Origin of the sequence: Bradyrhizobium sp. CCBAU 51765 (assembly GCF_015291725.1) — a bacterium.
GTDB lineage: Bacteria > Pseudomonadota > Alphaproteobacteria > Rhizobiales > Xanthobacteraceae > Bradyrhizobium > Bradyrhizobium liaoningense.
In genome coordinates this window covers 6,161,588-6,182,485 of record NZ_CP030038.1, presented here as the reverse complement: position 1 = coordinate 6,182,485, position 20,898 = coordinate 6,161,588, and the positions used below count along the sequence as shown (strand labels likewise).

General features: G+C 63.7%; 22 protein-coding genes. 9 read left to right on the top strand and 13 right to left on the bottom strand.

Features of this window, described 5'->3' with window-relative positions:
• Positions 1-10: 10 nt before the first annotated feature.
• Positions 11-697 (bottom strand): CBS domain-containing protein, encoded by a 687-nt coding sequence (locus XH96_RS29185; protein WP_194389037.1) that lies wholly within the window; start codon positions 695-697, stop codon positions 11-13.
• Between the two features lie 153 nt (positions 698-850).
• Between XH96_RS29185 and XH96_RS29180 the strand changes: the two genes are divergently transcribed.
• Entirely contained in the window at positions 851-1,672 is an 822-nt protein-coding gene (locus XH96_RS29180) for a universal stress protein (protein WP_194389036.1), read from the top strand.
• A gap of 25 nt (positions 1,673-1,697) precedes the next feature.
• On the top strand, positions 1,698-1,898 hold the full coding sequence (locus tag XH96_RS29175) for a hypothetical protein (protein ID WP_194389035.1): 201 nt from the start codon (positions 1,698-1,700) through the stop codon (positions 1,896-1,898).
• 117 nt (positions 1,899-2,015) lie between these two features.
• On the opposite strand, the gene ppsA is transcribed toward XH96_RS29175, so the two are convergent.
• On the bottom strand, positions 2,016-4,436 hold the full coding sequence (gene ppsA / locus XH96_RS29170; protein WP_194389034.1) for a phosphoenolpyruvate synthase: 2,421 nt from the start codon (positions 4,434-4,436) through the stop codon (positions 2,016-2,018).
• Positions 4,437-4,555: 119 nt separating this feature from the next.
• Here ppsA and XH96_RS29165 point away from each other — a divergent pair, with 119 nt between their 5' ends.
• Positions 4,556-5,689, top strand: a complete 1,134-nt coding sequence (locus XH96_RS29165) for an SbmA/BacA-like family transporter (RefSeq protein ID WP_246789783.1) — start codon at positions 4,556-4,558, stop codon at positions 5,687-5,689.
• On the opposite strand, the gene XH96_RS29160 is transcribed toward XH96_RS29165, so the two are convergent.
• From XH96_RS29160 to XH96_RS29150, 3 genes are all read right to left on the bottom strand, one after another.
• Positions 5,676-6,617, bottom strand: coding sequence for a 1-phosphofructokinase family hexose kinase (locus XH96_RS29160; protein ID WP_194389032.1), 942 nt, complete (start codon positions 6,615-6,617; stop codon positions 5,676-5,678). The genes XH96_RS29165 and XH96_RS29160 overlap by 14 nt on opposite strands.
• A 4-nt stretch (positions 6,618-6,621) precedes the next feature.
• On the bottom strand, positions 6,622-8,058 hold the full coding sequence (locus tag XH96_RS29155; protein WP_194389030.1) for a GH1 family beta-glucosidase: 1,437 nt from the start codon (positions 8,056-8,058) through the stop codon (positions 6,622-6,624).
• Between the two features lie 122 nt (positions 8,059-8,180).
• On the bottom strand, positions 8,181-8,903 hold the full coding sequence (locus XH96_RS29150) for a c-type cytochrome (protein WP_194389029.1): 723 nt from the start codon (positions 8,901-8,903) through the stop codon (positions 8,181-8,183).
• Positions 8,904-9,019: 116 nt separating this feature from the next.
• Here XH96_RS29150 and XH96_RS29145 point away from each other — a divergent pair, with 116 nt between their 5' ends.
• Positions 9,020-9,778 carry a CBS domain-containing protein gene (locus tag XH96_RS29145; RefSeq protein WP_194389027.1) on the top strand — a complete coding sequence of 253 codons (759 nt, stop codon included), beginning with the start codon at positions 9,020-9,022 and terminating at the stop codon, positions 9,776-9,778.
• 48 nt (positions 9,779-9,826) lie between these two features.
• Here the strand turns inward: XH96_RS29145 and XH96_RS29140 are convergent, their stop codons facing one another.
• From XH96_RS29140 to groL, 7 genes are all read right to left on the bottom strand, one after another.
• The gene (locus tag XH96_RS29140; RefSeq protein WP_194389025.1) at positions 9,827-9,991 is read right to left on the bottom strand and encodes a hypothetical protein; all 165 of its coding nucleotides are present in this window, start codon (positions 9,989-9,991) and stop codon (positions 9,827-9,829) included.
• A 28-nt stretch (positions 9,992-10,019) separates the two neighbouring features.
• Positions 10,020-10,220, bottom strand: a complete 201-nt coding sequence (locus XH96_RS29135; protein ID WP_194394418.1) for a hypothetical protein — start codon at positions 10,218-10,220, stop codon at positions 10,020-10,022.
• 261 nt (positions 10,221-10,481) lie between these two features.
• Positions 10,482-10,661, bottom strand: a complete 180-nt coding sequence (locus tag XH96_RS29130; protein ID WP_061878337.1) for a hypothetical protein — start codon at positions 10,659-10,661, stop codon at positions 10,482-10,484.
• 23 nt (positions 10,662-10,684) lie between these two features.
• Entirely contained in the window at positions 10,685-11,407 is a 723-nt protein-coding gene (locus XH96_RS29125; RefSeq protein WP_194389024.1) for a CBS domain-containing protein, read from the bottom strand.
• Positions 11,408-11,483: 76 nt separating this feature from the next.
• Complete coding sequence (locus XH96_RS29120) at positions 11,484-12,005, bottom strand: Hsp20/alpha crystallin family protein (RefSeq protein ID WP_131866658.1); 522 nt, start codon at positions 12,003-12,005, stop codon at positions 11,484-11,486.
• Between the two features lie 243 nt (positions 12,006-12,248).
• Entirely contained in the window at positions 12,249-12,467 is a 219-nt protein-coding gene (locus XH96_RS29115) for a ChaB family protein (RefSeq protein WP_194389022.1), read from the bottom strand.
• A 20-nt stretch (positions 12,468-12,487) separates the two neighbouring features.
• Positions 12,488-14,110, bottom strand: coding sequence for a chaperonin GroEL (groL, locus tag XH96_RS29110; protein ID WP_194389020.1), 1,623 nt, complete (start codon positions 14,108-14,110; stop codon positions 12,488-12,490).
• Positions 14,111-14,412: 302 nt separating this feature from the next.
• Between groL and XH96_RS29105 the strand changes: the two genes are divergently transcribed.
• From XH96_RS29105 to ftsH, 4 genes are all read left to right on the top strand, one after another.
• Positions 14,413-15,648 (top strand): efflux RND transporter periplasmic adaptor subunit, encoded by a 1,236-nt coding sequence (locus XH96_RS29105; protein WP_246789782.1) that lies wholly within the window; start codon positions 14,413-14,415, stop codon positions 15,646-15,648.
• Complete coding sequence (locus XH96_RS29100) at positions 15,645-16,871, top strand: ABC transporter permease (protein WP_194389018.1); 1,227 nt, start codon at positions 15,645-15,647, stop codon at positions 16,869-16,871. The genes XH96_RS29105 and XH96_RS29100 overlap by 4 nt, the downstream gene beginning before the upstream one ends.
• Positions 16,864-17,547 (top strand): ABC transporter ATP-binding protein, encoded by a 684-nt coding sequence (locus XH96_RS29095; protein ID WP_194389017.1) that lies wholly within the window; start codon positions 16,864-16,866, stop codon positions 17,545-17,547. The genes XH96_RS29100 and XH96_RS29095 overlap by 8 nt, the downstream gene beginning before the upstream one ends.
• 153 nt (positions 17,548-17,700) lie before the next feature.
• Positions 17,701-19,545 (top strand): ATP-dependent zinc metalloprotease FtsH, encoded by a 1,845-nt coding sequence (ftsH, locus tag XH96_RS29090; RefSeq protein ID WP_194389016.1) that lies wholly within the window; start codon positions 17,701-17,703, stop codon positions 19,543-19,545.
• Between the two features lie 61 nt (positions 19,546-19,606).
• Here ftsH and XH96_RS29085 read toward each other — a convergent pair whose 3' ends face one another.
• Positions 19,607-20,065, bottom strand: coding sequence for a hypothetical protein (locus tag XH96_RS29085; protein ID WP_246789781.1), 459 nt, complete (start codon positions 20,063-20,065; stop codon positions 19,607-19,609).
• A gap of 258 nt (positions 20,066-20,323) precedes the next feature.
• Here XH96_RS29085 and XH96_RS29080 point away from each other — a divergent pair, with 258 nt between their 5' ends.
• The gene (locus XH96_RS29080) at positions 20,324-20,542 is read left to right on the top strand and encodes a hypothetical protein (protein WP_194389015.1); all 219 of its coding nucleotides are present in this window, start codon (positions 20,324-20,326) and stop codon (positions 20,540-20,542) included.
• Positions 20,543-20,898: the final 356 nt, after the last annotated feature.

The window sequence follows — 20,898 nt, the reverse complement described above, 5'->3', positions numbered from 1 at the left end:
CCGGCCTGCGTCAGTAAACGAAGACCGGAGTTTCGAGCAGGTGGTCATTCACCAGCACGACGCCCGGGATCGCCTCGGCCGCTACGCGGATGGCTGTGCGTTCGGCCGCAGATGGCGCGAAGCCCCAGATGTCGATGATGCCGTTCTGGACGGTTGCGTTCAGGTTGAACGTATGCGCCCAAGGCTGCTTCTTGAGCTCTTCAAGGAACTTCCTTCTGATGGTCGCATCGGAAAGTGAAATCTCCAGCTTCGGCCGCGCGCTCGCGATAGCCTGCAGCAGATTGGCCCGGCTGACGATCCCGACGAGCTGGCCCTGCTTGTTGACGATCGGCACACGCTTGATCTGGCGCTCCTCGAGCAGCATGGCGATGTCGCTCAGCGGCGTTTCAGGGCTGGCAGTCACGACCTCGCGGGTCATGATATCTCCGACCTTGACCGCATGCGACTTGACGTAGTCAGTCGCCATTTGCGCGTCGCCGGTCAGGAGGCGAAGCCACCAGGCATAGTGGCGCTCGGTGCCGGATTCGGCTCGATGCATCAGGTCGCCTTCGGTCACGATCCCGAGGATCTTGTTGTCGGCATCGACGACCGGCACTGCGCTGATGCGGCGCTCGAGCAGGATCTTGGCGACGTCGCGAACGGTTGCATTTCCGCCGACGGTCACCACCGGGGCGATCATCACGTCCTGTGCTTGCATGGCTGGCCTCCGTGTTGATTTCCGCATCTTGCCGCCTCTTGGGCCAGCCGGATTGATCCGGATCAAGGAGCGCGGCCGGACCGCTTGATTTGCGTCAACGGGACCATCGGGAAACGCGAGATAAGGGTCCCATTCAGGTAATGGAGCAACGACATGTCTCTTGCCAGCGTCATGGTCTACGTCGATTCCGAGCAGCAGGACGAAGGGCAGATTGCCGTGGCCGAGGCGGTCGCGAGCGGCTTTGAGGCCGCCTTGCTCGGCGTCTCGGCCGTCGCAATGGATCCACCGTTCGTCGCCGAAGGCGTGATCATCGAACAGACGACTGAGGAGGATCTCAAGCGCATTCGCGCAACGCTGTCGGACAAGGAGGCGTGGTTCAGGCGCATCGTTCGCCTGCCGAGTGAAAAGGTGGAATGGCGCTGGACGATCGGCTTTCCGACCGAGTTCCTGGTCGAGCAGTCCAGGGCGGCGGACCTCGTCGTGGTGCGGCGCAGCCAGCTGAAGCCGAATTACTCCCGTCACCTCGATGCGGCGGGAGCGATGTTGCGGCTGGGCCGTCCGATCCTCTCGGTGCCGGACGGCGTCACCCGATTTTCGGGCGATCGGATCGTGGTCGGCTGGAAGGATGCCCGGGAGTCGCGCCTGGCCGTTCGGGACGCGCTGCCGTTCCTGACCCGCGCTTCGCAGGTCACGGTCGCCGAAATCTGCACGTCGAGCGAACAGGATGCGGCGCGAGACCGGGTGCGGGACGTGACCAGATATCTTCAGCGTCACGGCGTGAGCTGCCAGCACGAGGTGCGCGTGCATACGGCGGAGCCTGACGCGGGCTACCTCGTTCGGCTGGCCGCCGATGTCGGCGCCGACCTCATCGTGACCGGAGGCTACGGGCACAGCCGGTTGGGCGAGTGGGTCTTCGGCGGCATGACGCAGAGCCTTCTGCGGCACGCTCCGGTCTGCCTGCTGATGTCGCACTGACGTCCACGTCCCGGGAGAGTGTGCAATGGACAAGGATGGCCAGGCGGCGAAGAAGAGCGTAGCCGAGCGAAAGGCGGAGGTGCCCGCACTTGATCGGGACGCGCCGGTCGACGCACCGGTCCTGGAGACCAGGCCGGCCGACCGCGCGATCAGGGATGCCCTCGAGGACGACGAGGTGCGCCAGGCGCTTGGCGTACATCGCAGGAACAAACGCCCTGAACCATGACCCGGAGAAGCGCGCAGCGGTTTTCCTGCGCGACAAGCGCGGAACGCGTTTGCGCGGAGATCATGCGCAAACAGTAACCCAAGGCGCAGTGACGGCTCGTCCTAAACTCATCGCGCTTTAGCCCGCAGCCCGCCGGCCTTCCCCACTGTCGCGCTCCGCGGTGCGGACGATCTCGATGGTCCGCAACACGCTCGACGGATTCACGCTGATCGAGTCGATCCCGAGCTCAGCCAGATACTTCGCGATCTCCGGATAGTTGGCGGGAGCCTCGCCACAGATGCCGACGTGGCGCCGGTTGCGCCTGGCGCCGAGCACGGCCATCGACAGCATTTGCAGCATGCCGGGATCGCGTTCGTCGAAGTCGAAGGCGACGATCTCGGAGTCCCGGTCGACGCCGAGCGTCAGCTGGGTGAGATCATTGGAGCCGATGGAGAAGCCGTCGAACAATTGCGCGAACTGGTCGATCAGGATGACGTTGTTCGGGATCTCGCACATCATGAATATCTCCAGGCCGCTCTCGCCCCGCTTGAGGCCATGACTTGCCATGGCTGCAATGACCTTGCGCGCCTCCTCGACACGCCGGCAGAACGGAATCATGATCTTGAGATTGGTGAGGCCCATCGCCTCGCGCACCCGCTTCAATGCAGCGCATTCGAGCTCAAACCCCTGCGCATAAGCGGGGTGCGCGTAGCGCGCTGCGCCCCGAAAGCCGAGCATCGGGTTCTCCTCGCGAGGCTCGAAATCGGCGCCGCCGAGAAGGTTCGCATATTCATTGGTCTTGAAATCGGACAGGCGCACGATCACCGGCCGGGGATAGAACGCGGCGGCGATGGTGCCGACGCCCTCCGAAAGCCGCTCGACGAAGAATTCGGACGGCTGCTTGTGGCGTGCGGTCAGCAGCTCGATCTTCCGCCGGTCCCGCACTGAAGTCACCTTGTCGGGGCAGGCCAGCGCCATCGGATGGATTCCGATATGCTGGTTGATGATGAATTCCATACGGGCGAGGCCGACGCCATCGCTCGGCAGGGATGCGGTCTTGAACGCGACCTCGGGATTGCCGAGGTTCACCATGATTTCGGTACGCGGCTTCTGCACGCTTTCGGTCGCGGTCCGTTCGACGTCGTAAGGCAGGGTGCCCTCGAAGACGTGACCGATGTCACCTTCCGCGCAGGACACCGTCACAGCCGTGCCGGTCTTCGCCCTCTTGCTGAAACCGCCCGTTCCGACCACAGCGGGCACTCCGAGCTCGCGTGCGACGATGGCGGCATGGCAGGTCCGGCCGCCATGATCGGTCACGATCGCGGCGGCGAGCTTCATGACGGGCTCCCAGTCCGGGCGCGTCGCCGTCGCGACAAGCACCTCGCCCGGACGGAATTTCTGGAGATCCCGGTCGCTCCTGATCAGCCGGATGCGCCCTGCGGCGATCTTTTCCCCGACGGCGCGGCCTTCGGCCAGCGCCGTCCCGGACGATTTCAGGAAATAGCTCTCGAGTGCCTCCGGCTTCCGCCGCGAGGCGACCGTCTCGGGCCGGGCCTGGATGATGTAGAGCGAGCCGTCCTTGCCGTCCTTGGCCCATTCCACGTCCATCGGGGTCGGCTTGCCTGACTTTTGCGAGTAATGCTTCTCGACGAGCATCGCGCATTCGGCCAGCGTCAGGACTTCGTCGTCATTGATGCAGAATTGCCGGCGCGCATTCGCCGGCGTTGCCACGTTCCGGGTCGTGTTGTGCCCGCGGCCGTAGACCATCCGCTTTGCCTTGGATCCCAGGCGGCGCGACAGAACCGCGCGAAAACCGGCGTTGAACGTCGGCTTGTGAACGTAGAATTCATCGGGGTCGACGACACCCTGCACGATATTCTCGCCGAGTCCGTAGACTCCGGTCACGAATACGACGTCGCGAAAGCCGGTCTCGGTATCGAGCGTGAAGGTGACGCCGCTTGCCGCGAGATCCGAGCGGACCATCTTCATCACGGCAACCGACAGCGCGACCTTGAAGTGATCGAAGCCATTGTCGATCCGATAGGAGATCGCACGATCCGTGAACAGTGAAGCAAAGCAGCGGCGGCAGGCCTCCATCAGTCCGTCTGCACCCCGGATGTTGAGAAAGCTGTCGTGCTGACCGGCAAAGCTTGCGGTCGGAAGGTCCTCGGCCGTGGCCGAGCTGCGGACCGCGACCGCGACGTTGCGGCCGTATTCCTGCTCCAGCTGCCGATACGCCTGCCTGACCTGATCGCGCAGATCCTCCCGGTCGGTCGCCGCGTAGACGATCGCGCGCGCGGCGGCGGCGCGGCGGGCAAGATCGGCGATCCGCCGCTTGTCCAGCCCGGCGAGGAGCCGGCCGAGCTTGTCCCATGCGCCCGCCTCGGTCAGGGCGTCCCGATATGCGGCCGCGGTCAGCGCAAAGCCGTTCGGGACCTTGACGCCTTCCGGCGTCAGCGCCGAATACAATTCGCCCAGGGATGCGGTCTTGCCTCCGACCAGCGGCACGTCGGCGAGACGTATGTCCCTGAACCAGCGAATGTAGCCCGATGCGTCCATCGCGCATTCTCCCGCGCTGCAAAATGGGTCTGAATGGCGACAACTTTCGCGCATCTCCGCGCCGTCGGTTTGCGAAAGATCAAGTGCGCAGCTCTTGCCCGCCTTAGCTGTGAACGTCGATGATGATCGAACCAGACCAGAACGGCTCTTCACGGGCGAGGTGGCGATTTTGGCAGAGCGCCCGCGGCTTCTGGCAGGGAGCATCGGCCTGGCGCGTATGGGTGCTATGTGTGCTGTTGGTGATCGTCGTCGTCCTCCAGCTCTACGTGCAGTTTCGCTTCAACTACTGGAACCGCGACTTCTTCGATGCGCTCGAGAGCCGCGATCCTGCGCGGCTGAGAGGGCAGGCGTTCCTGCTCGTCCCATTGTGCATCGGGAGCATCACGCTCGCCGTCACGTCGGTCTGGGGCCGCATGACTGTGCAGAGACAATGGCGGGAATGGCTGACCGGCAAGGTGATCGACTATTGGGTCGAGGATGACCGTTACGCCCGCCTCGCCGCTGTGCAGAGCGAGCAGCAGATCCCCGAATACCGGATCGCCGAGGACGTCAGGATTGCGACGGATGCTCCGATCGATTTGGCGCTCGGACTGGTTTCCGCGTTGCTCAGCGCGGTCATTTTCATCCAGGTCCTCTGGACGGTCGGTGGCGACATCGCGCTGCCGGTGGGAAGTCATTCCGTCCGGATTCCGGGCTACCTTGTCGTCGGCGTGGCGCTCTATTCCGGCATCGTGACCACGGCGATGACGACGGTCGGGGCGCCGCTGACCCGGCTGGTTCAGATCAAGAACCAGGCGGAGGCGGAGTTGATCACGGCGGCACACCAGCTCCGCGATATCGGGGAGGGCATCGCGCCGGAAGGACAACGGCCGGAGGTCTGCCGTGACCTTCGCAGCACCCTCAAGACCACCATAGACCAGTGGCGCCGCCTGTGCTGGCAATTGATGCGGACGACGATCGTGTCGCACGGCAATTCGCTTCTGGCGCCGATCATCGGGCTGGTGCTCTGCGCGCCGAAGTTTCTCTCCGGGGCCATGACTCTGGGCGAGCTCACACAGGCTGCTGCGGCTTTCACGCTGGTGCAGGCCTCGTTCAATTGGGTTGTCGACAATTATGGGCGCATTGCCGATTGGATGTCGTCGCTGGAACGGGTCGGCGGTCTCCTGCTGTCGCTCGACCGCCTCAACCGGGACACGCTGCCGCGGCAGGCAGAGCCCCCGACGCCTCCGACCGACTCGGTCAAGTTGCCGTAGAGAGAATGACCTGCTCGGCGAGACGTTTGATGTCGTCGGGGCGGCAAAGTTCTGTGCCGGGATTGAGCAGGGCGGCGGCGCCGGCGGCGACCGCCTGTCGAAAGCAGTGTTCGAGGCTGGCTCCGGATGCCAGCCCGTAAACCAGCGCGCCGAGAAAACTGTCACCTGCGCCGACGGCGCCGACGGGCACGATCGCCAGAGGCTTGGCGCGCCAGACGCGGTCGCTCGTCACCAGCGCGGCGCCAAGATGTCCCATCGTGAGCGCGACCATCGCGGCTCTGCGGCTGCGCACCAGAGTTCCGGCGGCGGCTTCCCATTCGGCGGGATCAGACGGCTCATGGCCGACCAGCTCGCGCATCTCCCGCAGGTTCGGCTTGACCAGTTCGACCCCTTCCGCCACCGCAGCAACAAGGGCCTGACCCGAGGTATCAAGGATCATCTTGGCGCCGCGCTGTTTGACGATCCTTGCGACCCTTGCATAAAAATCGTCGGGCACGCCTGCCGGCAGGCTTCCGCTGGCAACCACGAAGCTGGGAAACGGCTGCAGCGCCGACAGCAGGGCAAGGCATCTCTGCCATTCGTCCTCGGCAAGAGGCGGCCCTGGCAGGATGAAGCGATAGGGCTGGCCCGTGCCGATCTCGCGGACGAAGAAGTCTTGCCGGGTTTCGCCCGCGATCGGAAAGGTCAGGCTTTCGACGCCCTCCTTGTCCAACAATTGACGCAGCAGGTCTCCCGTGAGGCCGCCCACTGGATAGAGCGCGGTGGCATCCCCGCCGAGGCGCTTGACCACCCGCGCAACGTTGATGCCGCCGCCGCCGGGATCGCGGCGCTGCCCGATGCCGCGCAGCTTGGCGACAGGAATGATCCTGTCCACCGCCGTCGACACGTCGACCGCCGGATTGGGCGTGATCGTGAGGATCGCGCTCATCGGCCTAGCTGGAGACCGTGGAGGCGGCCATCGCGCCGGGCGTTGCCGTCACGTTGTCGAGCCTCGCACGGTCTGCGGCAATCTGCGACCGTCGTGCCGACCGGATGAGATCGGAATACCAGTTCGCCGACGCTTTCGGGGTTCGCTTCTGCGTGGCAAAATCGACATGAACGAGACCGAAGCGTTGCGAGTAGCCCGATGCCCACTCGAAATTGTCGAGCAGCGACCACACGAAATAGCCCTTGACGTCGGCTCCGGCCCGCATCGCTTCCTGCATTGCCCTTGTGTAGGCGTCGAGATAGGCAATTCGTGCGGTGTCCTGAACGCGGCCGCTATCGTCCGGCTTGTCGTCCGCGGCGGTTCCGTTCTCCAGCACGTAGATCGGCAACCGGAAGCGCCGGTGGATGTCCAGCAGCGTATCGCGGAACGCGTCGGGAATGATGGGCCAGCCGATAACAGTCCGGTGCACGCCATCCGGCGGTGCACCGAAGCCGGCGCCGATCGGATTGCTGTCGGCCTTGACGTAGTGCGGCGAATAGTGGTTGAGCCCGAACCAGTCGACCGGCCGCGCGATCTGCGCCATGTCGCCGGGCTTGACGTAAGGCTCGATGGCCTCGGCAAGCTCGAGGGGATAGTGGGCAAAGTGTTGCGGATACGGGAATGCGTCATTCCAGTACGGCGCCAGGCGCCGCGTCGCCGCAACGTCCTCCTCCCGCGTGGTGACGGGATAACAGGGTTGGCGGTTGTGAATGGCACCAAGCGATGCATCCGTCACCGATTGCCGGAGGACGTCGATGGCGCGGCCATGACTGAGGTTCACGTGGTGAATGGCCCGGTGCAAAGCGCCCCTGTCGGCGATGCCGGGCGCGTTCCAGCCGAGACCGTATCCGAATAGCGTGAATACGCATGGCTCGTTGAAGGTGGCGAACCGCTTGACGCGGTCGCCGAAGCGGTGGGCCGCCAGTGCGGCATAATCGGCGAACCATCCCGCGATGTCCCGGTTCTGCCAGCCGCCAAGGTCCTGCAGCGCCTGCGGCAGATCCCAGTGATAGAGACAGATCCAGGGTTCTATGCCGGCAGCCAGAAGTGCGTCGACGAGCCTGTCGTAGAAATCGAGGCCCGCCTCGTTCGCAGCCCCGCGACCGCGAGGCAGGATGCGCGGCCACGAGATCGAGAAGCGGTAGGCGCCGACGCCGATATCGCGCATCATCGCGATGTCTTCACGGTAGCGGTGATAGTGATCGCAGGCGACATCGCCGGTATCGCCGTTCTTGATGCGGCCCTTCTGTCGGCAATAGCTGTCCCATATGCTGTCGCCGCGCCCATCTACATGGGAGGCGCCCTCGATCTGGAAGCTCGAGGTCGAGACGCCCCAAAGAAATGAATTCGCTGCCGGCACGCGCGTCTGGGGCGAGGGAGCGGCTCCGTCTGTCGTTGTCATGTGCCTGCCTTGCGATGGGCGCAGTTCAGATTGCGTTGGGTCCACAATGCTGCTCTTTGTCGATCACCGTTTGACCGAGATCAACCGCCGGGCTTGCAACGGGCGAGTGGAGCTGGCCGGGTTTAGCGCAGCGGGCCGGCTCTCAACGTTTCGAGGTACGCTACGATCTCGTCGATCTGATACTCCGCGAGCCGCGGGTTCGGCATGGCCTGGTCGGGTCCGAGCCTGCGGTGGCCCGATGCCAGGAGCTGCCTGATGTCATCGGTGGAGAACGAGGGACGATTGATGATCTCCACGAGGCTCGGCGCCGGGGGCCGGGACGCCGGCGATTCCCTGGCGGCATCCTCGACGATATGGCAGGTTCCGCAGGAGGCGTGGGCCAGTGCCCGGCCTTCGGCGACCTGATCGACGAACAATTGGTTGGTGACAGGCGGGCGAACCGGTATTTGGATTGTGATCGAGGCGTAGCCGCTGGCCCGATGGCAGCTGTTGCATTCGTTCGTGAGGGCCCAATAAGTCTTGGTGAAGGCAGGCACGTTTTTCTGTTGGATCGCTTCGCGTACGGCTTGCAGCTGATCCTTTGCAGGAGCGATCCGCGATGGGTCTGGCAGGAGCTTGCCCGCCGCTTCGAGACTGGCATCGATCCGTTGGATCTCGTAGCTCGCCAGACCCCAGTTGCTGAGCTTCCCCGCAAACCAGAGCTTGGCATGCTGGAGCTGAAGCCGGGTCATGAGATCGGAGAGTGCGGCAGAGACGTCGACCGACGTCGTCGCGGCCGGCGCTCCGGCGCCCGGCGCCGCGACTGCCGCAAGGATCGCGGCCATGAACAATGCTTGCAGGCGCATGCCCAATGTCCAGATTCGACGGCAGCATGGCCCTCGATCGCGGCCGGGCGGTTGATCTCGATCAAGACCCTGTCGGGGGCGGCGACTACCTGTGAGTTCTCTCTGGAGTTGAAGACATGCGCGCGCACCAGATCATGTCCCGGCGGGTGATGACTATTCGGCCCGAGGCTTCGATCGCCGATGCCATCAGGGTCATGCTCGATCACCACATCAGTGGATTGCCGGTTACGGATGCTGCGGGAAAGCTCGTTGGCATCATTTGTGAAAGCGACTTCCTCAGGCGGGCGGAGCTCGAAACGGAGCACACGCGCAACCGGCTGCTGACCGTCCTGCTCGGAACGGACCGAATCGCGCGCGAATTCGTCAAGGAGCACGGGCGCAAGGTCGAGCAGGTGATGACGCGTGATCCGGCGACGACCAGGGAGGATGCTCCCCTCGAGGAGATTGCCGATCTGATGGAGCGCCGAAACCTGAATCACGTTCCGGTCATGCGCAATGATCGCGTTGTCGGCATCATTACCCGGTCCGACTTCTTGTCCGCAGTGGCCGGCCCATTGACCGGCGCACCCGGCTATTCGGAAGACGACAATCAGATCCGCCGTACGGTCCTTGCGGCGATGGTCGGGATGCCCTGGCAGCCCGTCGGCTTGAACGTGAGCGTCAGGGACGGCTTCGTGACGCTGCGCGGTGTCGTCAACGGTGACAACGCCCGCCGGGCGGCTGTCGTGGCTTGCGAGAACGCTTCAGGCGTTCGCGGCGTCGATGACCGGCTGTGTCTTCAATCGACCAGTGCCGATCCGGAGGACGATTACGGCGGCGGTGACTTCGTCTCGCTGCAGGCAGAACCATCCACGCTCGATGACGAACCGTTGTAACGATCGTTACCGACGCCCGTCTCGCGACGGGAGACCGTGCGGATCGACCTAGTTTTCCGTCCTCGGACGGGTGAGATCGGGATTCGCGGTCCGACCGGGTGTCGAACGCACCGGCTGCTTGGCAGCTCTGGCGGTCGACGAAAAATAGAGCGCGAGCTCGAGGATGCCATACATCGCGAGTAGCATCAGCGCCTTGATTGCCTCGTTGGTCATCTGAGTATCCTCCAACAGCCGATCTCGACTAGCGTTGGGCCATTTCGGTCAGTGCGTGCATTGGACGTGCCTGGTGGACGGCCAGAGTCTTCGCCTTCTGCAAGCCTAATTCAGGCTGGGCCAGGTGCACGATCAGCGTGGTCGCTGCGATGGCGATGCCGGCCAACAATCCGACGACGACCACTTTCAGATGCGTTGCCTTGTCCGCAGTGTAAATCGAGTGGTTCATTTGCAGGCGCCTTGCCGGTGCGTGCTGACAAACCCTTACTAGCGGATAAATGGTCCGGCCGAAATTTGGGAGCTTCACCTAAGGTGAAGCCCGTAGCCGCACGGGAAAAGCGCGCAACGTCTGCACTCCTGGAGTACCGGCTCACCGCTATACCCTCTGCTGTGTGCCGGCCGACGCCATCGGGCGGCTTCGCACATCGGTTCGGCCAGGAGCGGGCGAGCCGGTCGACGGCAGGGGCCGGCCACCGTGTCGCGTCGGCAGCTAGCGCGGTGCCTGTCGGTCCCGCCCGGTATAGGCGGCAATCAGCCCGACCAGGACAGTCACGAGCAACATGGTCACGATAGTCTGGATCAAGCCGAAGTTCAGCGCGTCACGTGCCACGAACAGCGCCGTGATCGGCGCTGCTATGGCGAAGAGAATCCGAACGAACCATCCGAGCATGGTGACCTCGATCCGCGGGGAGTTCAGCCGGCGGCCTTCATGTCTTCGGGCGATTCCACGTAGAAGCCGGTGTAGGTATCGACGAAGCAGAGATGGTCGTGAACTTCCTTGACCCCGGCGGTGCTTTCGGCAGCGACGATTGCGGCCCGACGCGCCTCGTCGGTGGTGACGAGGCCGTGCAGATGCACGACGCCATTGCGGACATTCACCTCGAAGCCGATCGGACGCCAGTCCGTGCCGTTGACCGCGCGCGTGATGCGCTCGCGAATGTGCTCGTCATCGGCGGTGGGATCCGGAATTTCGTGCAGGAGGCTCGCCACGGCCTGCAGCAGGTTCGTCCTCGTGACGATCCCGACGGGCGTCTTGCCCCGCATCACGGGGACGCGCTTGATGTCGTTCTTCTCCATCAGGTCGACCAGTTCGGCCAGATCTGTGTCCTCCTGCACCGAGACGACCTGCTTCGTCATGACGTCCTCCACCTTGCGACCGCGCTCGTGAACGAACTCGGCCGCCGCGCGTCCTGGTCCCATGAAGAACTTCAGCCAGGCGGCGTGCCTGCGGCCGGTGCCGATCTCGCTACGGCGGAGGAAGTCGCTTTCCGAGACCACGCCGACGAGATTGCCGGCATCGTCGATGACGGGCAGGCCGCTGATGTGCATTCGGAGCATGATCTTTGCCGCCTCCTCGATCGTCGTGTGCGGCGTTACGGCAACGAGGTCCTTCGTCATGATATGATGCGCGCGCATGGTGTGTCCTCGAGTTCGCTGGCGAATGTCCTGGGTGACGCGAGGCTGCGCTGTCGCAGCCTCGCGTCGGCGGCCGTCAGGCGGCCTTCACGCTGATGGTCTTGGCCGGCTTCTGGGCTTCTTCGGTCTTGGGAAGGACGACCTTGAGCACGCCGTTCTTGAACGTCGCCTCGATCTTGTCGGCGTTGACGCCGTCCGGGAGCGCGAAGTAGCGCTCGAACGAGCCGTAGCGGCGCTCGGAGACGTAGTAGTCCTTCTTCTTCTCTTCGGTCTCTTCCTTCTTCTCGCCTCTGATGGTGAGACCTCCGTTGACGAGCTTGACGTCGATGTTCTTCTCGTCGAGGCCGGGAAGCTCAGCCGTGATCTCGTAGGCCTTGTCGCTTTCGGCGACGTCGACGGCCGGCGCATTGAAGTTCTTGGACAGGTCGCGCTCCAGCCGGGCAAGCGAGCGGAACGGCCGTTTCCAGAAGCCGTTGCCGAAATCGTCGAAGATCTGGTCGATTTCGTTTCTCAGCGCCTGGAACGGCTGCCATGCCTCGCCGGCGGCTGCCGGGGCGGTGGACGTCTTGGTGACAGGAAGTTTGGTTTCGGTCGCCATGATCATTTCTCCATCGAGTTTGACCATTCCGGTCACCGGAAAGAATAGCCATGGCGCGTCGAGCGCTGGTTGATTTCGCTCAAACTCGAGAGCCTCGCGTGCGCGATCAGGCGCGTCGGCAGGTCATGGGATGATCATGCCCAATGCGGGTGTGGAACTCGTCGTTCCGCATCCGACGTCCCGCAATACGGGCAGATGCATGGACGTTTCTCGATGGCCGGGGCAGTCGAGAGCGATAGGCCCTTATGAATCCGGTCGCTTTGGCAACCATTGGTCGCCAAGTTTCACGTAGGAGCGCTTCACCGCAGCCCAAGCCGTGCGGTGAGCGATCTCTTCCTGCCGGAGATCCCCGGCATGCGAGGCAAAGGAATGGTTGAACGCCTCCCGGTAGATGTCCAGGGCATGAGGCGGCAAATGGTGACGCACGCCAGGGGGAAGGTCCTTGTTCGAGCGATAGGGCATCGTTACAGGGCGTACCGCTGCTACATCGCCATGTCCGGCTCGGGCAGCCGCTCGCGCTTCGGCTCCGGAATCTCCGTCATCGTCGCCTCGGTCAGAAGAAGCACGCTTGCGACGGACACCGCATTTTCGAGCGCGGTCCGTACGACCTTTACGGGATCGACGATGCCGGCTTCCACGAGGTCGACATAGATCTTCCGGGCGGCATCGAAGCCGGAATTGCCTTCGCTCGCCAGCATCCGGGCGACGACGACGCCGCCATCGGTTGCGGAATTTTCGGCGATCTGGCGCGCGGGAGCTTCGAGCGCGCGCTTCAGGATCTGCAAGCCCGTTCGTTCGTCGCCCTCGCAGGTGGCTTCTTCCTTGGCCACCGCCGCGATCGTGCGGAGCAGGGCAAGCCCGCCGCCCGGCACGATGCCCTCGGCCACCGCAGCCTTGGTCGAGCTGATCGCATCGTCGAGCGCCTCCTTCTTCGCCTTCATCTCGGCTTCGGTCGGTGCTCCCACCCGGATGACGGCGACGCCACCCGACAGCTTGGCGAGGCGCTCTTCGAGCTTCTCGCGGTCGTAGTCGCTGGTCGTCCTCTCGATCTCGACGCGGATTTGCGCGAGCCGCGCGTCGATACGGGCGCGATCGCCGCCACTCCCGATCAGGGTGGTATTCTCCTTGTCGGCGACCACCCGTGCGGCGCGACCGAGCTGCTGGAGGGTGGCACTTTCGAGTTTGAGCCCGATCTCCTCCGAGATCACCTGCGCGCCGGTGAGGATGGCAATATCTTCCAGCATGGCCTTGCGCCGGTCGCCGAAGCCGGGTGCCTTGACCGCGCAAGCCTTGAGCACGCCTCGAAGCTGATTGACGATGAGCGTCGCCAGCGCTTCGCCCTCGATGTCCTCGGCGACGATCAGAAGCGGACGGCCGCTCTTGGCGACCTGCTCGAGCAGGGGAACCAGATCGCGCAGGGCGCCGATCTTGTGGTCACAGAGCAGCACGTAGGGGTCCTGCAGCACGGCTTCCATGCGGTCGGCATCCGTGACGAAGTAGGGCGACAGGAAGCCGCGGTCGAACTTCATGCCTTCCACGACCTCCAGCAGCGTCTCGGTGGTCTTGGACTCCTCCACCGAGATCACGCCGTCACCGCCGACTTTCTCGATCGCATCCGCCACCAGTTCGCCGATGGAGATGTCATTGTGCGCCGAGATCGTGGCGACCTGGACCTTTTCCGCCCTGGTCTTCACCGGTTTCGCCATGGCATGCAGGGCGGCGATGGCAGCCTGTGTCCCGCGATCGAGGCCGCGTTTGAGGTCGATCGCGCTCGCGCCGGCGACGACGTTCCGGACGCCGTCCGCAAGGATGGCATGGGCCAGGATGGTCGACGTGCTGGTGCCGTCGCCGACGACATCGCCGGTCTTCTCGGCGGCCTGCCGCAGCACCTGGGCGCCCAGGTTCTCTTCCGCGTCCTTGAGATCAAATTCCTTGGCAATGGTGACGCCATCGTTGCACACGATGGGCGCGCCCCACGACTTCTGGATCAGGACGGATTTCGACTTCGGCCCGAGCGTGACGCGCACGGCATCGGCGAGAAGGGACGCGCCGCGCAAGACTTTCTCACGAGCCGCCGAGTGAAACAGGACCTGCTTGTGCGCCATTTTTCATGTCCTCTGCTTTGCTGCCGCTGCCGGTGCGATTTTGCGGACCAGTTTGGACGAGTGAGCTGCGACCGGATTGATCTTCGTCAACGTGCGCATGCCGGCGTCGAAGCCCCAGGAGTTCTCGACAGGCCGTCGATCGATGCAAACACGACAATGTTTTGAGACCGCGCCCATTTTGCCGGCAGGGCGTTGACTTGGCGCAATCTGAAACCGGGGCGGTGCGGTATTCAGTTCGGCGGAATTCGCAGCAGCGCAGAGCCATGGTCGAGCAAGCACTATCTCTTCAGAAGCAGGAGCACATGACCCGGTTCTCTGCCGCGTCGGCGTGGTCGGGAGTTCTCGCCCACAAATGGTTCGTGCTCGCGATCCTCGTTCTGCTCGCCCTTGGTGCCTGGCAAAGCGTCCGCATCCTGTTCGGACCAGCCGTCGTGGTCGACCAGGTCGCGCGCGGGCGATTGATCGAGACCGTGGTGGCGAGCGGGCATGTCGAGACACCGTACCGCGTCGAGATCGGCAGCCAGATCACCGGCACGGTTGCGGATGTGCTGGTGCAGGAAGGCGAGAAGGTCAGCAAGGGGCAGCCGCTGATCTCGCTGGAGGCACGGGAACTCAAAGCGAGCGTGATCCAGGCGCAGGGGGCGGTAGCCCAGGCCGAAGCCCGGATCAGGCAGCTCGAAGAGCTGACGCTGCCTTCCGCGAAGGAGGCCCTGACACAAGCGCAAGCAACGCTTCTGAACGCCCAGCAGACCTATAACCGCACGGCGCAGCTCGAACACAATGGCTACGCGACCAAGGCAGCCTTGGATGACGCGCAGAAGACGCTCGACGTCGCGCGCGCCGTGAAGCGCGCGGCGGAGTTCCAGGTCTATACCGCAAGCCCGGGCGGCAGCGACTATGTCATGGCGCAAACGCAGCTCAACCAGGCACGCGCCAATCTGGACACGGCGGATTCCCGCCTGGGCTATGCGACGATCGTGGCCCCTCGCGACGGCGTTCTCATCACCCGGAACGTCGAGCGAGGCACCGTGGTGCAGGCGGGGAAAGCGCTCCTGGTGCTGGCGCCGTCAGGTGACCTGCAGCTGGTCTTGCAGATCGACGAACGCAATCTCGGCAAGCTCGCGCTCGGACAGAGCGCGCTGGCCTCCGCGGATGCCTACCCGGACCGGCGCTTCGCAGCCAAGGTCTCCTACATCAATCCGGGCATCGACATTTCCCGCGCGACCGTCCAGGTGAAGCTGACGGTGGTGGAGCCATCCGACGACCTGCGCCAGGACATGACCGTTTCGGTCGACATCGAGGTTGCCGCGAAAGACAATGCGAAGGTGCTTCCCGTCCGCTCGGTCCATGACATCCTCTCCGGACAGCCCTGGGTCCTGACCGTGGAGGGCGGTCGTGCGGTCAAGCGCCCGGTGAAGCTCGGCCTGCGCGGCAACAGCAACATCGAGATCGTCGAGGGGCTCGAAGCCGGTGATGTCGCGATTCCGCAAAGCTCGGGCGTGGTGACCGGGCAGCGCGTGCGGCCCGTCCGGCCATGAATCGCTGGCTTCCATTCGAGTGGATCGCTGCCGTGCGCTTCCTGCGTGAGGGGAGGTTGCAGACCGCCTTCATCATCGGCGGCATTTCGATCGGCGTTGGCGTCATTGTCTTCATGTCGGCGATGCTCGCGGGCATGGAGGCGAATTTCATCAAGCGCGTGCTGACGTCGCAACCGCAGATCCAGCTCCTCACGCCGGATCAGGTCGCGCGCCCCTTGCGCAACGCCGCCGGCGAGATCGAGGACGCAGTGGTCCAGCGGCCGAGCCAGCGGGTGATCTCGATCGACCAGTGGCCGAAGATCAGGGCCCAGATGCTGGCGATGCCCGAAGTCACCGCGGTCTCGCCCACCATCACCGGATCCGCGCTGGCCATCCGCGGCGACGCCAGCCGCGCGGTGACGCTGACCGGAATCGAGCCGGACACCTATTTCAACATCGTCAAGGTGCCGGACTACATCGTCGCCGGCAGCGCGCGGCTGACCAGCGAGGACATCATCATCGGCACCGAGCTCGCCAAGAATCTCGGCGCCACCGTGGGCGACAAGCTGAACCTCCAGGCGGCAAGCTCCGCCAACCGCGTGCTGACGATCTCCGGCCTGGTCGATTTCGGCAATAAGGGCGCCAATCAGCGGGTGGCCTTCATCGCACTGCGGACGGGACAGTCTCTGCTCGGCATGATCGGCGGCGTCACCACCATTGACATGACGATCAAGGACATCTACGCGGCCGAAACCATCGCCAGGCGGATCCAGGCCGCGACGGCCGTCGAGGCCGATAGCTGGATCGCAACCAACGCGCAGTTCTACACCGCTGTCCAGGCGCAGATCTACACGAACACCTTGATCCGTGTGTTCGTGGGCCTGTCGGTGGCCTTTGGCATTGCCGCGGTGCTCATCGTGTCGGTGATCCAGCGCTCCAAGGAGATCGGTATCCTCAGGGCAATGGGCACCTCGCGCGGCCAGATCCTGCGGGTGTTCCTGCTCCAGGGTGGTCTGCTCGGCTTTGTCGGCTCGCTGTTCGGCGCGACGATGGGCGCCCTAGCGTTGATCTATTGGCACGCTGTCGCCCGTCAGGCGGATGGAAGCGAGTTCTTTCCGTTGATCCTGGAGCGAAACCTCTTCATCTATACGGCGGTGCTCGCCACGGTCACCGGCCTGTTGGCTGCGACAGCGCCGGCGGTGCGCGCCGCGAAACTCGATCCGGTGGTAGCGATCCGTGGCTGAGGAGATCCTGAGGCTCGAGCGCGTCTGCAAGACCTACAATGTGGGCCTGCCATCGGAGGTCGAGGTATTGCACGACATCGATCTCGAACTCGGCCATGGCGAGTTTCTGGCTTTGATGGGTCCGTCGGGCTCCGGCAAGAGCACGCTGCTCAATATCGTCGGTCTGCTCGATCGGCCGACGTCCGGCCGGCTCCTCATCAAGGGGCGCGACACCGGGCTGCTGGACGACAACGAACTCACGCATCTCAGAGGTCACACCATCGGCTTCGTGTTTCAGCATCATTTGCTGATCTCTGCCTTCACCGCGCGCGAAAACATCATGATGCCGATGCTCGCGGATCGCGGATTTCCGAGCGCGGAGATCGCGGCCCGGGCCGATCATCTCCTTGCCGAGGTCGGTCTCGAGAGATTCGGAAACAATCTCGCCAACAACATGTCGGGCGGCCAGCAGCAGCGGGTGGCGGTGGCCAGGGCGCTCGCGATGAATCCGGATCTCGTGCTGGCGGACGAGCCGACCGGAAATCTGGATTCGAAGTCGGCCGATGCCGTCTTCGAACTGATGCGACGGGTCAATCGGGAGAGCGGCACGAGCTTCCTGCTCGTCACACATAATCTGGACCTCGCGCGCCGCTGCGACCGCATCATCGAGGTGGTCGACGGCCGGATTGCGCATTGAACGCTGGGAATCCAGCGCAAGCGTCATGTGCTGTCAGTCATGTCGAGCTCATCGGCTCGGAGGTATGGGACCACGGTGTTGACCTGAATCAAGCTGAGGTCGCCGTTCTCCATTACCATTCACGGCGCAGCCGACGGTGATGGGAGAAGCAGAGTGGAGTCCGATCAAGGTTCACGGAAGCAGACCATGGTCATGGCCGCTGTCTTGGCAGGCGGCCTGCTGCTCGTCATGCTGCAGTTCGGGCTCGCGACGTACAGTTCAATCGAAACCATTCCCTACAGCCAATTCGAGCAGCTGCTGGCACAGGACAAGATTGCCGAGGTGTCCGTCGGCTCGGACATGATTCAGGGGAAATTGAAAGAGCCGCTTCCGAGTGGAAAGACCGCATTCATCACGGCGCGGGTCGATATGGCTTTGGCCGAGAAGCTCGCGGCAAAAGGCGCGAGTGTGACCGGCGTTCCCAGTGGCGGTCTGCTGCAGAGCTTGCTGTCCTGGATCTTTCCGGTCATCGCCTTCTTCGTGATCTGGTTCTGGATCGGCCGCCGCATGGGGGGCGGCCAGGGCCTGGGCGGGTTGATGGCGATCGGAAAGTCCCGCGCGAAGGTCTATGTCGAAAAGGACATCAAGGTCACCTTCGCGGATGTCGCCGGAGTGGACGAGGCGAAGTTCGAGCTTCAGGAAGTCGTTTCATTCCTCAAGGACCCCAAGAGCTATGGCCGATTGGGGGCGCATGTACCCAAGGGAATATTGCTGGTCGGACCGCCGGGGACGGGAAAGACGCTGCTGGCCCGCGCCGTGGCGGGAGAGGCCGGCGTTCCGTTCTTCTCGATCTCGGGCTCGGAGTTCGTTGAGATGTTCGTCGGTGTCGGCGCAGCGCGCGTCCGGGATCTGTTCGAGCAGGCCCGAAAGGCGGCACCGTGCATCATCTTCGTCGACGAGCTCGACGCGCTGGGACGCAGCCGCGGGCCGCTGTCGTTCGGAGGTTACGACGAGAAGGAGCAGACCCTCAACCAGCTGTTGTCCGAGCTTGACGGCTTCGACCCGAGCGCCGGTGTCATCCTGCTGGCGGCGACCAATCGCCCCGAGATCCTGGATCCCGCACTGCTGCGCGCGGGCCGGTTCGACCGTCAGGTTCTGGTTGACCGGCCGGACAAGAACGGGCGCGTCGCCATTCTCAAGGTCCACGTCCGCAAGATCCGTATGGGCAAAGACGTCGACCTCGACAAGGTGGCGGGACTCACGACCGGCTTCACCGGCGCCGACCTTGCAAACCTCATCAACGAAGCTGCGATCGCCGCGACCAGACGGAGCGGAGAGGAGGTCACGTTCGACGATTTCGTCACGGCGATCGAGCGGATCGTGGCCGGAATCGAGAAGAAGAGCAGGGTGCTCAGCAAGGCGGAACGGCGCAGGGTCGCCTATCATGAGATGGGCCATGCCCTCGTTGCGGCCAGCCTGCCCGGCGTCGACCCGGTACAGAAGGTCTCGATCATTCCGCGCGGGATCGGCGCATTGGGATACACCATCCAGCGTCCGACCGAGGACAGGTTCCTGCTGACCATCGAGGAGCTCAAGAACCGCATCGCGGTGCTGATGGGGGGACGCGCATCGGAGCGTCTGATCTTCGACGGTGCGATCTCCACCGGCGCCGCCGACGATCTTCAGCGTGCGACCGAAGTCGCGATTGAAATGGTGACCAAGTACGGCATGGACGAGACGGTGGGGCAACGCACCTATGCACCGAAGCCGCAAGCCTTTCTCGGCGCGGCCCAGGACAAGATCGTCGGAGCTGCCGAGGCAACCGGCCGCGAGATCGATCTCGCCGTCCGCAACCTGATCGAGGAGGGGGACCGCCGGGCTCGGGACATCCTCCAGCGGCGGCGTGGCGACCTCGATGCCGGTGTCGAACTGTTGATCGCCAACGAAACGGTGACGTCCGAGCAATTTGCGCCGCTGCTCGGCAAGCGCAGCGAGGAGAGCAAGCCGGTCGCCGCGTGATTGGGACGCATGAGCGGCCACGGCTCGCTCTGCAAATGCTCGCGCAGGCCTGCCGAGGTCTTCAAAGGCCGCGCGAGTGGATCTTCCTGCGCAGGCGGTGACACGAATCTTCCAGGAGCGTTTGAAGATTCTCGATGTTCACCAGCAGCTCCTCTGCCTGTCGCCGTTCCTGCGTTCCGAACGCAAAACCGTCTCGCAAGCTCGAGACGTGCTCCACGCGCTTGCGTCCGGCTGCGGCTCGATGTTCGAAGAACTCGAGTTGCTCCAGGTCATGCCCGAGCCCGTCCTCTTCGGAGATCAGCATCTTGGTGATCGCGCTCCGGCGGTCAGGCATGAGGTCGGCGCCGTTCAGCAGTGCGATGTAATGGTCGACATTCGCCTGAGCGATGTAGCGATGCATGGCGCATTCCCCCGCAAAGATATCCAATATTACCACCGCAAGGGCAGGCGGCGAAGATGACTGCGTTGGGGCAAGTAGATCATAGAGGTAATATAGTAGTGAAAATGCAGGGCAGGTCATTCAAAATGTGCGTGATCTTGCTGAGTGGCGGTCCCAGTTCTGAGTGGCGGTCCCAGTTGCGAAACAGATGTCGCAGCCGATCTGGCTTGATGGGGATCAAGTCGGGAATTCGCAGGCTCATTAGTCTTTAAGCTGCGTAACCCGACCCCACGGTTACGTCCCCAAGTCGCCGCCGAGGTCATCCCACTGCATCTCGGCGGCTCCTTTTTTGGATGAAAGACTTTCAATCAAGCTGTGTGGGGGCGCGGGAATCAGCCGATGCCCACCTATTATTTCGATATCAAGGACGGCGTGCCCGTCCGGGACAGGTCCGGACTGGAGCTTGTGAGTGATGGTGCTGCCATCGCCCACAGCAAGAAACTCGCCGACAAGGTGCGCAGAGAGAAACCGAAGGGCCATCCCGCGCTCAAGATCGTCGTCATCGACGAGAGCGGCCGGGAGGTTCACCGCGAACAGATTTATTCAAGCGCGACCTGAGCACCGGTAAAGGGATGTAGTGCGTCTCTCTCTGCCACAGCTCGATGGCCTCGCATCGCGGAATTCGGGCGCCTTCATTGATTTGGCGCAAAGCCGCAGGCCGATCGACTTTTAATTTGAGCTAAAGCGCCGGGTCGGAGCGCTCGTGCTCCCTCGCCCAACAGGTGCTGAACGGAAGATGCCTGGGAGGGGTGATCTCTGTGAAGCGGCACCACGTCAAGCAGACCGTATCATTTCAGGACCGCCTTTCAGCGTGGGCCGAACAGCTCCGTGAGCAGGCCGCCAAACTGAAGCCTGGCCGCGAGCGGGACGACCTGCTTGCTAAGGTTCGCCAGGCTGATGTCGCAGCTCACCTC